A 13,378-nucleotide genomic window follows, 5' to 3' on the forward strand; every position below is an offset into this window, starting at 1 on the left:
AGCGACATTCCTTGTGTGAGTTATTGTCATCAGCACGACTAATCAGTGCTTGAGGTTTTATTGCATGCGTTGTGCAAGGGAATTGTTAGTGAGAATACCATGCCACAAGGCTTGCGCGGTGTCGCAGTGATGGTGCCGTGATACGCTTCAATAATCCGCTTTGAGATCGATAGACCGAGGCCGAGCCCTTCTGGTTTAGTGGTGAAGAAGGGATCAAAGAGTTGAGATAGCTTTGATTCTGGTAGTCCGACGCCATTGTCCCAAATATCAAGGACACAGGTTTCCGGTTCTAGCCGCCAATCTAGGCCGATCTGAGGGCTAGGTTGTTGATGCAGTGCTTGGGCGGCGTTATGGATTAAATTCACTAGCACTTGTTCCAACTCGGTCGGATGAATCGCAATCTGGATATCGTCACTGATCGAGGCCATTCTCAGTGTAATACCGTGCTTGATAAGGAGCGCGCTTAAGATTCCCGTGGCATTGTTGACTGCTTGGTGAAGGTTGGCGGTGTGATGTTCTTGCTTGGTAACCTTACGGGTGAAGACTTTTAAGCGTGCGATGATGTCGGTGATGGATAGATTAAGCGTCAGCATCTTTTCTAAGTTACTTTTCACCATATCATTACGCCCCATTTCAAGCAGCTTGAGACTATTTTCGCTGTAAGTTCTCAAGGCGGCCAGTGGTTGATTTATCTCGTGGTTAATGCTCGCTGAGAGTTCGCCTAAGACCGCAAGTTTAGCCGCTTGAGTCAGTTCTTGTTCTGTCTGCTTGAGCTTACTTTGCGACTCTTGGTATTGGTGTATGGTTTGCTGTAGCTGTTGGTTTGATTGTTGTAAGTAAAGGGTACGCTTATTCACCGTCTCTTCGAGCTTATGGTTGAGCGTTGTTAGTGCCACTTTTGCTTTGTAGGTTTGGCGCCACGACCAAGCGATCAGCAGCACTAAGCTATATATCACTAAGAATATCGCGTCGATCTGCATGACTTTTTTCATCTCTGTGTCGCGTTCCTTCAGTGCGATGACTTGATATTGCTGACTACTGGCTGCTGCCGGGTAGATGTTAAATGTGCCCATCCGACTGAGTTTTTCATTTGGCAAAGCAATATTGGCTTGTGGTAAATCGAGGAAGTCATCAATCAACGTGATTTTGTCTAATCCATACTGACGCTGCTCGGCAATTTGCTGTTGCTGAATCGGGGTAAGTGGTTGCAGGGAGTGATAGAGCCAATGCGGCTGGCTTGATAAGAACACCACTTGGTTGTTGTCGAGTACGACAATGTCGAATCCGTCACTGGTAAGAATCTCCTCGATGTTTTCTAGGCTCACTTTGACTGTTAACACGCCCACAATCTCTTGTTTTATGTACAAGGGAGAGGAGAGAAAGTAGCCGCGCACATTCGATCTCGCGCCAAGTCCAACGTATTGGGAGTTCAAACCGTTGATCGCCTGGCTGAAATAGGGGCGAAACGCAAAGTTCTCACCGACAAAGGTTTTTGGATCCTGGTAGTTGCTCGATGCGACTACGGTACCGCTATCGTCGTGAATGTAGATGGTATCGGCTAAGCTCTGGTTAGCCCACTCTTCCAATAACAGGTTGAGTTGTTGAGCTGACGTTTGTCTTGAAAAATACCCAAGGATTCGAGGGTCATGACTTAGGATCGCGGGCACTTGCTTGAATTTTGCGATCTCAGAATCGAGTTGAAGACTGGCTTTGTTGGCGGCTTCTTGCAGCTGTTCACCAACCAGACGTTGCTGGAATTGCTCTGCCAATAAATGGGTGGCGGCAAACCCCGCTGCACCCAATGACAGTGAAGCGATAACAAAAGGGGTGAAAAAACGGGATATTTTGAAGGCCAAAGTGAACTCAGATCTGGTTGAAAGTGTATATAGATTAACAACATGGCAATCTAAGTACCGAGATCTTGGTAACACCGAATCCAAGAGATAGTACAATCGGCTACCACAGGCTTGTATTTCGTTATGCGAAAGCGCAGAATCACAAAAAAATGAAAAGGAGCAACGAAATGGAACTGAAAGATATTCGCCGTGAATATGCTCAGGGTGGATTGAGACGCAAAGACTTAGCGGCTGATCCGATTGACCAATTTAATCTTTGGCTTGAGCAGGCTATTGAAGCCAAACTTACCGACCCAACTGCGATGACAGTGGCAACAGTCGATAAGGACGGCCAACCTTTTCAGCGCATTGTGTTGCTTAAGAATGTTGATCAACGAGGTTTCGTTTTCTACACAAACCTTGGTAGCCGTAAAGCGCAGCAGCTAGAGCACAATAGCAAGATCAGCTTGCACTTCCCGTGGCACCCACTAGAGCGCCAAGTACACATTACTGGTACTGCAGAGAAGCTAAGCGCAGTGGAGAACATGAAGTACTTCTCTTCTCGTCCAAAAGAGAGCCAACTGGCGGCAATCGCAAGTAAGCAGAGCAGCCGCATTTCTGCGCGTGGTATCTTGGAAGGCAAGTATTTAGAGCTTAAACAGAAATTTGCAAAAGGTGAGATTCCAGTACCGAGCTTCTGGGGAGGCTTCCGTGTTCGAGTGGACAGCATTGAGTTTTGGCAAGGCGGTGAACATCGTCTGCATGACCGTTTCTTGTTCTCTCGCCAAGATAACCGTTGGGATATCGATCGACTTGCGCCGTAGTCAGGCGTTCCGAGTTTACCAAGACTAAATATTTAAACACCGCGCGGTACTCTTAAAGGGTTGGCGCGGTGTTTTTTTGTCGCTCTTGTCGAGTTAGGGTGAGCAGCTATTTATGACGATTGATATTAACGGGTCGTCGTTACTTCACTGTGTAGCACCACAGAAATCTGCCGATTGAGCAGGCTTTCTGGGATCACTGAACCAAGACCTGAGTCCAGTGCAAATTCAATCAGTTGGCTCTTACTTTTGGCATCGAATTTTTGTTTAAGCCGTGCCACGTGCCCCTCGACGGTTTTGATCGAAATCGTCAGGGTCTGTGCAATGTACTGAGGCTTTTTGCCAAACAGCAGCAAAAATAGTACTTCAGATTCGCGTGCTGTGAGTTTCTTATTGAGTTTTGACTGACGAGGCTCTGAACCCGCAATCGAACCATCACATGTTTTGGCACTGGTTGCTTGGCACACCCAGTGACCTACCTCCAAAATGGCAGTATCGGTGAGCTCTTGGCCATAGAATATTGTTCCCTGCACCTTACCATCATCATCGAACCAAGGCGTTTTGGTAAAGATGTGAGCGTGCCAACGGCCATCTGGATAAGGGTGAATATCTAGAATTTTTAAAGTCTTACGTGTTTCCATCACGTACTTATCTTGCGCTCTGAAGTCTTGCGCACATTCCGTTGTTTGGCTTGGCATATCAAAATCGGTCAAACCTGCGCTGCTTTGATTGTCGGGCAAACCAATCAGTCGATTGTAGGCTTGGTTAGCATAAACAAAGACAGAGTCCGTATCTTTGCACCCCCAGCAGCCCGGCAACTGTTCAAACAGAGAGCGTTGTATGGAGTTAAGTGTTTTCGACAAAATATCATCTCAGTTTCGGAACTAAGTTAATAATATCAGTTTCTTATAACGCTGTATTGCAATTAATGAACGTTGCTTAAACGGTGAGCAAGGGAAGAATGATCAAGGTAAAGGATATCTGCGAGCATTTGGATATGACGAATTGATCCACCACTGCACATAGGACAAAAAAAAGCCAGCCTGAAGACGGGCTGGCTAAAGACAAGATTTTCTTGTCGACGTGTAGAAGATTTCAGATTAACTCACGAGGGCCATGAAAATTAATCTGAGGTATCAGTGAGATACCCAGAGTGACTTACTACTCTGCCGACAAATCTACTCTTTGCTCCACGTTTACAAAAGGGGGGATTTCCCTCAATCACTCAAGAAAGTCAATCGGTACGAGGATTGAAATAACCAATGGATTGTTCTGGCATCATCATTTTGGTGCTTAGTAAAGTTGGTTTTACATTCTCCGTAGTTTATGTGCTCTTGATCATCTTTCCGGAGGCATGATCACGATGATCGCAACACTAATCTAACGACGATCCCTTGTGCTAAATGACTCTCATGATCATTTACAAATTCATCTTGAGCTAAAATCAGAGTATTATTCCCGATCCGTAATTATCAAAACTGCTTTGACATGCCAAAACTACCTATCATGCCCAATCTCGATCTTTCACCGCTAGGCTTAGTCGCTCCTCGCCCTGCTGAGATCGTGACTCTGCCATCTCATATGGATTGTCACGAGCACCAGTATTCGCAAGTGGTGATTGGGCTTAAAGGTCAAGCTGAGTTCGAAGTCAGTGGTAAGGGCAACTTAGTTGGGCCAGGACAAGGCTGTGTGGTAACGGCTTGTTCTGATCATGCTTTCGGTGGCGTGGTGGGTCAGTCTGATATTTTGGTATTGAATATGCCTATGCCAAGTAATGACGACCCATTGATGTTAGAGAAGATCAATCAGCTTGCGTCATCTAACGTTTACTTTCAGTTGGATGGACAGATTCAGAAGCTGATCCAGATGCTGGTGCAGGAGATGCAAGCAAGTCCTGACGATCTCTTGTTAAGCCGAGCCTGTAACGACACGGTGATCGCATTGCTGCAACGTCATATCTCTGAATTTGAAACATCGATAAAAGAATCACGCTTTGATCTTGAAGCGTTGGATCGCTACATCGAACAGCATTTGGCTAACAAGATCTCCGTTGCGCAACTGGCAGGCAGTGTATTTTTAGGCGAAAGTCAGTTCCATGTGCTGTTTAAAGAGCAGATGGGCATCACGCCACATCAGTATGTACTAGGCAAGCGAATCGACCGTGCGCGCCGCTTAATTGAACAAGGAAACCTTAGCCTTGGTCAGGTTGCTGAGCTAGCAGGTTTCTCCGGCCAGTCCGCCTTTACTCACACTTTTTCCCGTCTTCAGGGGATGTCACCATCTCAATACAAAAAGCAAATAAGTGTTAAATAGTGAAACAGAACGGCACATTCGTTTAAAGTTTCATATGTGATGATGTTTTTGTTTTGTTAATAAAGCGAGTTTTTAGCAAAAAACTCGGAGTTTTTGACAAGTATTCCTTATATACTCTCAATACACTGCAGCCATTGTAGAAATCTCGGACGTCTTTTTGTTCGGGTGTGAGATTAAGGAAAACGCATGTTTACAGCTACTGATGTGTTAAAACCAGAGTTCAACGAGCAACCGCTTAGTGAGCTATGGTCGCTTATCTCACCATTATATATGGTGGATGAAACCCAATGGCTAGAGCAACTTCTGCCGCTAGCTACGCCTTCTGAGTCTGAAAAGCAACAAATTACGGACAAGACAACCTCGCTTATCGAAACGATTCGAGCAGACAAAACGTCGATTCAAATGATCGATGCACTGCTGCTTGAATACAGCCTAGATACGCAAGAAGGTATTTTGTTGATGTGTCTTGCTGAAGCTCTGATGCGTATCCCTGATGCTGCAACTGCTGATGCATTGATTCGTGACAAGCTCAGCGTTGCTGACTGGAAATCTCACCTGAAGAACTCTGACTCTGTGTTTGTAAATGCATCCACTTGGGGTCTAATGCTAACGGGTAAGGTTGTGGGTCTTTCATCAAATGAGCAGAGCCCAACTCAGGCGGTAAACCGTCTAGTCAACAAACTTTCTGAGCCGGTGATTCGTAAAGCGATGCACCAAGCGATGAAAGTAATGGGTCATCAGTTTGTACTGGGTCGCAGCATTGCTGAGGCACAGAAGAACGGCAAACCTATGCGTGACAAAGGCTTTACCTATTCATACGACATGTTAGGTGAAGCGGCACTGACGACTGCAGACGCAAACAAGTACTTCAAAGATTACCTAATGGCGATTGAAGCTGTAGGTCGAGACACTTATGTTTCTCCAAAATCGAATGTTTCATCAAAATCTAGCCCTGCGCCATCAGTCTCTATCAAGCTTTCTGCGCTGCACCCACGTTACGAAGTAGCGAATGAAGAGCGTGTACTGACTGAGCTTTGCGACACGCTAGAGCAGTTACTGCGCCGCGCAATCGAGCTTGATGTTGCAATTACCATTGATGCAGAAGAGGCGGATCGTCTAGAGCTTTCTCTAAAACTGTTTGAGAAGCTTTACCGCAGTGAACTTGTGAAAGGCTGGGGTAAATTTGGTCTGGTTATTCAAGCGTACTCTAAGCGTGCCCTGCCGGTATTGGTATGGCTGAACCGCTTAGCAAAAGAGCAGGGTGATCTGATCCCACTGCGTTTGGTAAAAGGCGCGTACTGGGATAGCGAAATCAAATGGTCGCAACAAGCTGGCTTTGATAACTACCCAGTTTACACACGCAAAGAAGCAACCGATGTTGCTTACCTAGCCTGTGCACGTTACCTACTGAGCCCAAGTGTTCGTGGCAACATCTTCCCGCAGTTTGCGAGCCACAACGCGCACACTGTGTCTGCTATTGCTGTAATGGCAGACCACAAAGATTTTGAATTCCAACGCCTGCACGGTATGGGTGATTCTCTATACAACCACGCGATGGAGGCTTACCAGCAGTCAGTGCGTATCTACGCGCCAGTGGGTAGCCACAAGGATCTACTTCCATACCTAGTTCGTCGTCTGCTAGAAAATGGAGCGAACAGCTCGTTTGTACACCGCTTGGTGGATGCACGCTGCCCTGTGGCAGAATTAACGCAACACCCAGTGGATATGCTTCTAGCGTTCGATACGCTGAACAATACTAAGATTCCACTGCCACCATCTGTGTTCCCAGAGCGTAAAAACTCTTACGGCGTCAACATTGATATCGAAAGTGAAGCGCACAGTTTTGAAGAGCAAGTAAAAGGCTTCTTGGATAAACAGTGGACGGCTGGCCCGATCATCAACGGTGAAGCTCTTGCTGAAAGCATGATCAAGGCTGATCAGAATGTTGAGCAAGTAACAGCACCTTACGATCGTCGTATCAATGTTGGTCAGGTGGCTTTCGCAAACCTTGATCATGTTTCCGAAGCGATCAGCGGCGCAGATGCGGCGTTTGCCGGTTGGAATGCGACTTCTGTTGAAGTTAAAGCAGCGGCGCTTGAGAAGTTAGCTGACTTGATGGAAGAGAACCTTGCTGAGCTAGTAGCAATCTGTCATCAAGAAGCGGGTAAGACAATTCACGATAGCATTGATGAAGTGCGTGAAGCGGTCGATTTCTGTCGTTACTACGCGAAACAGGCCGACAACCTACAAGAATTTGAACTGAAAGGCTTTGATGGCCAAGTTCGTTTGGCATCTCGCCAAGGTCGTGGTGTGTTTGTATGTATCAGCCCTTGGAACTTCCCACTGGCGATCTTCCTTGGTCAAATCACAGCGGCATTGGTTGCCGGTAACACTGTGGTTGCAAAACCGGCAGAGCAAACCAGCTTAATCGCTGCTCGCGCAGTTGAGTTGATGCAACAAGCTGGCTTCCCGGCAGGCACAATTCAGCTTCTACCGGGGCGCGGTGCAGAAATCGGTAGCGCACTCACTAGCCACGATGCGATTGCAGGTGTGGCGTTTACAGGCTCTACACCAACCGCTCAGCGTATCAACGTGTCATTGGCAAGTCGTACAGCGAAACCTGTGCCGTTTATCGCGGAAACGGGTGGTCAGAACGCGATGATCGTCGACAGTACGGCGCTTCCAGAGCAGGTAGTGCGTGACGTTATTCGTTCAGCGTTCGCGTCTGCAGGTCAGCGTTGTTCTGCACTGCGTGTGCTTTACATCCAGCAAGACATTGCTGATCGCGTTATTGCTCTTATCCAAGGTGCGATGAACGAGTTGAGTGTCGGTATCCCACACCTGCACAAGACTGACGTTGGCCCTGTTATCGACAGCAATGCGAAACAGAAACTAATGGCTCACCTTGAGAACATGACCAAAACGCAGAAGCGTGTTGCTCAGTTAACTCTAAGTGATGCGTGCGATCATGGTGATTTCGTGCCACCAAGCGCTTTTGAGATCAACGATATTAGCTGCCTAACTGAAGAGCAGTTTGGCCCTGTGCTGCACATTGTTCGTTACAAGGCGAGCGAGTTGGCGCAGGTGGTTGAACAGATAAACCAAACAGGCTTCGGGCTGACTATGGGCATTCATAGCCGTAACGAAACCACTTACCGTTGGATTGAAAAACACGTTCGCGTGGGTAACTGCTACATCAACCGCGACCAAGTGGGTGCGGTGGTAGGTGTTCAACCATTCGGGGGTCAAGGTTTATCAGGAACAGGGCCGAAAGCGGGTGGACCACACTACCTATACCGCTTTACCGATGTTCACTTTTCTCAAGCGCAGGCATAAGGAGCGATATCATGGTTCATCAAGTGACAGGTTTTTCCGATGCATTTCAAGCGTGGGAACAGTGGAACCTAACCGATTTTGATCACAAGAGTGCTCAAATTCTGGCATTAAAATCTGAGATCGAGAGTCAATCAGCGCCACTTGCGGTGGTTGCGGGTTATCACATCGAGCAGGCTTCTTCTCTGTTAGCAGAAGAGCATTTGCTCGTTGGGCCTACGGGCGAAACTAATGAGTTATACGCTGCGGGTCGTGGTGTGGCTTTGGTTATCGTCGATGATGCTCAAGATTCACTACCAAAACTGCAAACCGCAACGGCAATGCTGACGGCTGCGCTGATTGCGGGTAACAGCGTGATTGTGTGTAGTGACGACACTCAGTTCAATACTCTGATTGCGGATGCGGCAAAACAAGCAAATCTGCCATCAAACCTTGTTCAAACGACATCATTCGATGCGTCTCAACAGCTGCTTTCTTGTGATGTTCGAAGTGTGGCGTATGTGGGCAATCCACAAACTGAACAAGCGATTAATTTACAACTTGCTAAGCGAGACGGCGCAATCGTCGGTTTAGTGTCTGAAACGGATCTAACAGCAATGCATGTTGCTCACGATCCACACCTATCGTTGCGCTTTATTACAGAGCGTACACGAACCATAAATATAACAGCCGTGGGTGGTAATGCGACCTTGCTCGAGCTTGGGAGTGAAGCCCACTAACCTTCAATATTACTGATAAGTGGAGGCAGCTTTGGTTGCGCCGTGATATCAGGAACCCTATCTGACTAAACTTGGCCAACATTGTGTTGGCTAAGTTTTATTGGCTAGGCATGGAAGGATTTTTCTAAATGAGGACTATCAAATGATAGAAAACAGTTTTGCAATAACGTCAACGTTCATTGCGTATCTAATTATGATGCTAGCAATCGGGGTTATTGCTTACAAACGTACATCTAACTCAACTGACTACTTTCTTGGTGGTCGTGCACTAGGCCCTTGGCCTGCAGCACTGTCTGCTGGTGCGTCGGATATGAGTGGTTGGCTACTATTAGGTTTGCCTGGCTACGCGTATGCAGCAGGTTTCGAAGCTTTCTGGTTGGCTGGTGGCCTACTAGTGGGTACTTGGGCTAACTGGTTAATCAGTGCTAAGCGTCTACGTACTTACAGCATTACAACAGATGCATTGACTCTGCCTGAGTTCCTATCTCGTCGTTTCAATGATACGTCTAAGCTGATCCAAACAATTTCTGCTTTCTTCATTCTTCTTTTCTTCCTTTTCTACACGAGCTCAGGCTTGGTAGCGGGCGGTAAGCTGTTTGAAACCGTATTTGGTTTAGACTACACAACTGCGGTGATCATCGGCACTGTATGTGTTGTATCTTACACGCTATTTGGGGGCTTCCTTGCGGTATCTTGGACTGACCTTGTTCAGGGCCTATTGATGTCTGCAGCGCTACTTATCGTGCCTATCGCAGCGATGAACGGTGGTCTTGGTCAACTGTCTAGCGACCTACACAACATCAACCCAGAGCTGCTAACGCTATGGAATGATGCGAAAGGTGAGCCTCTTTCAGCGATTGCAATCATCTCTCTTGCTGCATGGGGCCTAGGTTACTTCGGTCAGCCACACATCCTAGCGCGTTTCAAAGCAACACGTACTAACAAAGACTTAGGTACAGCGCGTCGTATCGCAGTGGTATGGACTGCACTGTCTATGGCTGGTGCGATGTTAGTTGGTCTAGTTGGTCTAGTGTACGTCACCAACTCTGGCGCACCTAAATTGGATGATGGCGAGAAGATCTTCATGCTTCTTGTGAACGCAATGTTCCACCCTGTTATCGCAGGTATTCTACTAGCAGCTATCCTAGCGGCAATTATGAGTACTGCGGATTCACAGCTTCTTGTATCTTCGTCTGCAATGGCAGAAGATTTGTACAAGCAAATACTGAAGAAAGACGCGACATCTGAAGATATCGTACGTGTCGGTCGTTTTGCGGTTGTGATTATCTCACTTATCGCACTGTTCCTAGCGATGACACCAGACAGCTCTGTACTTGGTCTTGTCTCTTACGCATGGGCAGGCTTTGGTGCTGCATTTGGTCCAGCTATCGTGCTTAGCCTGTACTGGTCTCGTATGAACCGTAACGGCGCTCTAGCGGGTATCGTTGTGGGTGGTGTGACTATCGTAATGTGGAAGCAGCTCACAGGTGGTTGGTTCGATGTGTACGAAATCGTACCGGGCATCATCTTCTCAGTAACCTCTATCGTCGTTGTGAGCCTAATTACTGGTGAACCAGAAGAGTCTGTTAAGAAGCAACACGAGAAATTTGAAAAGCAATTAGTTGAGCTAGACTAATTTTTCATACGCCAATCTATTGAAACAAAGAGTCACTTCGGTGGCTCTTTTTTTATGTCTGAACATTTTTGTCACACCGCAATCTTGTTGACTAAGCGGCAAGTTTGTAAGCATGTGCCTAGCTTCTCACCTTTTGGCGCAGTGTATTTCTCCATAGCTTTGAGGCCAAATGCTTGGTCGATGCCTCAAACTAACAGAATGAAGAATTAGAATTGTCTTTGCGATGACTTTCTGAGCAAGTTTACATTGTAAATTATCGCTGCTTTGTGATGGAGTTTTTCATCGGATTGAGTCAAGACTAAGCCCGCCTTGCTTCAAAAAACCGTTTACCGTTATGGTGTTTTTTTGAACTTGGCGCTCATTTTTGTAAATCATACGGTGAATGTTTGAACTGAATTGGACATGATGTGTCAATTGTCAGTAATGAGGACAAGCCGGATAGGATAAAGGTATGCCAGATCTATATTGCAAAACATGTAAGAAAACCACTCACCACAAGTCGATCATGAAGCGTTGTGAGATCGCACCGGAAACCTTATCGGGTCGCATGTTATTGCTTACCTCAAAACTGTTCAGTGGCACTCAGTACTATGATATGGAAGTTCAACACTTTTGCAGAACGTGCAACAGCCGAGCAGAAGAGTTTCCTAAGAAAGAGAGCGAAAGTGTCGCTCCGCAAGTCGGGTTAGCTTAGTCTTTTACTGCAACTCTTTGACTGGATTACATCTCGCTAAAGACGGATAGAGTGTTGATCTTAGTGATAAAAACCTCCACGAGGGAGGTTGATGTGTTTAAGTGGCTTGCTTGAGGCTCTGTGGTGCAACGAGAAAGCCGTCTAACTTTACTTCCCAGCCATAGCTAGAATATTCGTATGCGAGTGCTTGCGCGACCTCTTTAGATACGGTCGCGCGGACCCATAAGCCAATGCCGTAAGGTTTGTATTCGATTTCTTGTGTTTCCATATAGAGCCATCCTTTCTCTTAGTGCAATCTATTATTCACATTGCCTCCCAAAGATACTTTTCTCTATAGCTCAACTTATTTGTTAAATAGGTCAATTTTATAACGCTATATTAACGGTCTGAATTTGAATTTATAATTCACTAGTATATTCGATTATCTTTACATCTTTGCTGTGAATGCAGTGTTGCGGAGCTGTTTTTAAATTCTGTGAGCCGTGCTCTGCAGGTTTTGGTCAAGCATGGAATATACTCACCCTATATTGAGACTGTTTATAGAGATGTTATGCCTCAACACCAATTGGATCGTATTGACAAAGAGATACTACGAATCTTGCACATGAAGGGTCGACTGCCAGTTGTTGAACTGGCTAAGCAGGTAAACCTCACCACTTCTCCATGTTCGGATCGTTTAAAGCGTCTCGAGAAAGAGGGCTACATTACTGGTTATCATGCCGAGTTATGTTCAGAGAAACTTGGACTTGATGTGCAGGTGTTCATTCATATCCGTTTGGACCAAACCAGCTTTTCGATTTTCGATAAGTTTGCACAGGCCGTAGAGATGATGCCTGAAATTGAAGAGTGCTATTCGCTCTCTGGGGATTTCGACACCATGATCAAAGTACGAGTTAAAGATATGAAGGCGTATCAGTCGTTTATGTCGACGAAGCTTGGTACGCTACCGGGCGTCATACAGACGAGAAGTGAAGTGGTTATCGAAGAGCATAAAAAGGGCTTTGGCGTGAACCCTGAGTTACTCTCTACCTTGAGCTAGTTCTTTGTTCGTCCTGATTTTGAAATGTAAAAAATGGAAGCTATATGGCTTCCATTTTACGTTTTAAAGCAGACGTTTTATTGTTTAGAGAGTAATAGCTGCCGAGATAACGCCGATGACGCCACCAAAAACACCACCCCATACGACAAGCCAGCCAAGGTGCTCTTTGATCATTTTCTGCACCATCTCTTTTACTAGTTTAGGTGTCAGTTCGCTCAAGCGCTGATCGATGATCGCTTCGATGTTCTCTTTGATTTCGTCCATCATTGCCGGAGACTCAAACTGGTCTTTGAGGGCATTTTTCACAGTGTCACTTTGGCCAATCTCAATGATGGAAGCCTGCATCTTCTCGACAAATGGCTCTTTCAGCGGTTGAAGTGCTTCTGTGCCGCCAAGCATGGCGAGCATTCCACCAAATTGAGAGTTGGCGATCACTTCGACTAAGGAATCGAACGCAGGGTTAAGGTCAATCTTCTTGATCACTGGTTCTAAGTTCAGTGATTGGCCGCTTGCCATTTCACTGCTTAAGAAGCGGTCTATGTTACTTTCGGTAAAGAACTGCTCCATCATCAACTGCTTGATTGCCGCTTTAAACTGTTCAAAACGAGCTGGAATCACACCAGAGCCATACAATCCCGGTACTTTTTCAAACAGCATGTGAATGGCAAGCCAGTTGGTAATCGCGCCAGAAAATGCGAATAGGCCAGCGTAAAGTAAGTATTGGCTAGCGGTGAAGTAACCCGCAGCCAGCAGAGCTAAAGCCACCGCGTTAGTGATAACACTCTTGTTCATAGTTTTTCTCTAGAATTAAGTCTTGCGCGCATTTTAAAAAAAATTAGGCAAGAAACAAATAGAAAGCGGCGAGCTTGTTCATCGATTTAGGTTAATCCTGGAATTTAGCTTGCTATGGATTATATCTTACTGTGGATTATATCTTGATCGTTGACTTTGTTTGATAGTCAAACTACATTGATAGGCAAGTATTTTG

The 13,378-nt window shown here is 46.1% G+C and carries 11 protein-coding genes; 7 read left to right on the plus strand and 4 right to left on the minus strand.

Going from position 1 to position 13,378, the window contains the following annotated elements; translation table 11 throughout:
• Positions 1–38 precede the first annotated feature (38 nt).
• Positions 39–1,856 carry a sensor histidine kinase gene (locus AC6I7V_RS17335; protein WP_261883308.1) on the minus strand — a complete coding sequence of 606 codons (1,818 nt, stop codon included), beginning with the start codon at positions 1,854–1,856 and terminating at the stop codon, positions 39–41.
• Positions 1,857–2,023: 167 nt separating this feature from the next.
• Between AC6I7V_RS17335 and pdxH the strand changes: the two genes are divergently transcribed.
• On the plus strand, positions 2,024–2,659 hold the full coding sequence (gene pdxH, locus AC6I7V_RS17340; protein WP_498011714.1) for a pyridoxamine 5'-phosphate oxidase: 636 nt from the start codon (positions 2,024–2,026) through the stop codon (positions 2,657–2,659).
• A gap of 125 nt (positions 2,660–2,784) precedes the next feature.
• On the opposite strand, the gene AC6I7V_RS17345 is transcribed toward pdxH, so the two are convergent.
• On the minus strand, positions 2,785–3,519 hold the full coding sequence (locus tag AC6I7V_RS17345; protein ID WP_261883309.1) for a PAS domain-containing protein: 735 nt from the start codon (positions 3,517–3,519) through the stop codon (positions 2,785–2,787).
• Positions 3,520–4,144: 625 nt separating this feature from the next.
• Between AC6I7V_RS17345 and AC6I7V_RS17350 the strand changes: the two genes are divergently transcribed.
• The 5 genes from AC6I7V_RS17350 to AC6I7V_RS17370 all read left to right on the plus strand — a co-directional run bounded on the left by AC6I7V_RS17350 (position 4,145) and on the right by AC6I7V_RS17370 (position 11,351).
• Entirely contained in the window at positions 4,145–4,969 is an 825-nt protein-coding gene (locus AC6I7V_RS17350) for an AraC family transcriptional regulator (protein WP_255232261.1), read from the plus strand.
• A gap of 186 nt (positions 4,970–5,155) precedes the next feature.
• Positions 5,156–8,305, plus strand: a complete 3,150-nt coding sequence (putA, locus tag AC6I7V_RS17355; RefSeq protein ID WP_498011715.1) for a bifunctional proline dehydrogenase/L-glutamate gamma-semialdehyde dehydrogenase PutA — start codon at positions 5,156–5,158, stop codon at positions 8,303–8,305.
• A gap of 11 nt (positions 8,306–8,316) precedes the next feature.
• Positions 8,317–9,021 carry a 1-pyrroline-5-carboxylate dehydrogenase gene (locus AC6I7V_RS17360; RefSeq protein WP_255232259.1) on the plus strand — a complete coding sequence of 235 codons (705 nt, stop codon included), beginning with the start codon at positions 8,317–8,319 and terminating at the stop codon, positions 9,019–9,021.
• 145 nt (positions 9,022–9,166) lie between these two features.
• The gene (putP, locus tag AC6I7V_RS17365) at positions 9,167–10,657 is read left to right on the plus strand and encodes a sodium/proline symporter PutP (protein ID WP_498012362.1); all 1,491 of its coding nucleotides are present in this window, start codon (positions 9,167–9,169) and stop codon (positions 10,655–10,657) included.
• Positions 10,658–11,108: 451 nt separating this feature from the next.
• Positions 11,109–11,351 (plus strand): hypothetical protein, encoded by a 243-nt coding sequence (locus tag AC6I7V_RS17370; protein WP_498011716.1) that lies wholly within the window; start codon positions 11,109–11,111, stop codon positions 11,349–11,351.
• Positions 11,352–11,448: 97 nt separating this feature from the next.
• Here the strand turns inward: AC6I7V_RS17370 and AC6I7V_RS17375 are convergent, their stop codons facing one another.
• On the minus strand, positions 11,449–11,619 hold the full coding sequence (locus AC6I7V_RS17375) for a hypothetical protein (protein WP_255232258.1): 171 nt from the start codon (positions 11,617–11,619) through the stop codon (positions 11,449–11,451).
• A gap of 282 nt (positions 11,620–11,901) precedes the next feature.
• Here AC6I7V_RS17375 and AC6I7V_RS17380 point away from each other — a divergent pair, with 282 nt between their 5' ends.
• Positions 11,902–12,390: an Lrp/AsnC family transcriptional regulator gene (locus AC6I7V_RS17380; RefSeq protein ID WP_255232257.1), complete on the plus strand. Its 489-nt coding sequence runs from the start codon at positions 11,902–11,904 to the stop codon at positions 12,388–12,390.
• A gap of 84 nt (positions 12,391–12,474) precedes the next feature.
• Here the strand turns inward: AC6I7V_RS17380 and AC6I7V_RS17385 are convergent, their stop codons facing one another.
• On the minus strand, positions 12,475–13,182 hold the full coding sequence (locus tag AC6I7V_RS17385; protein ID WP_498011717.1) for a DUF445 domain-containing protein: 708 nt from the start codon (positions 13,180–13,182) through the stop codon (positions 12,475–12,477).
• Positions 13,183–13,378 lie beyond the last annotated feature (196 nt).

Source organism: Vibrio sp. KUL70 (assembly GCF_059725515.1).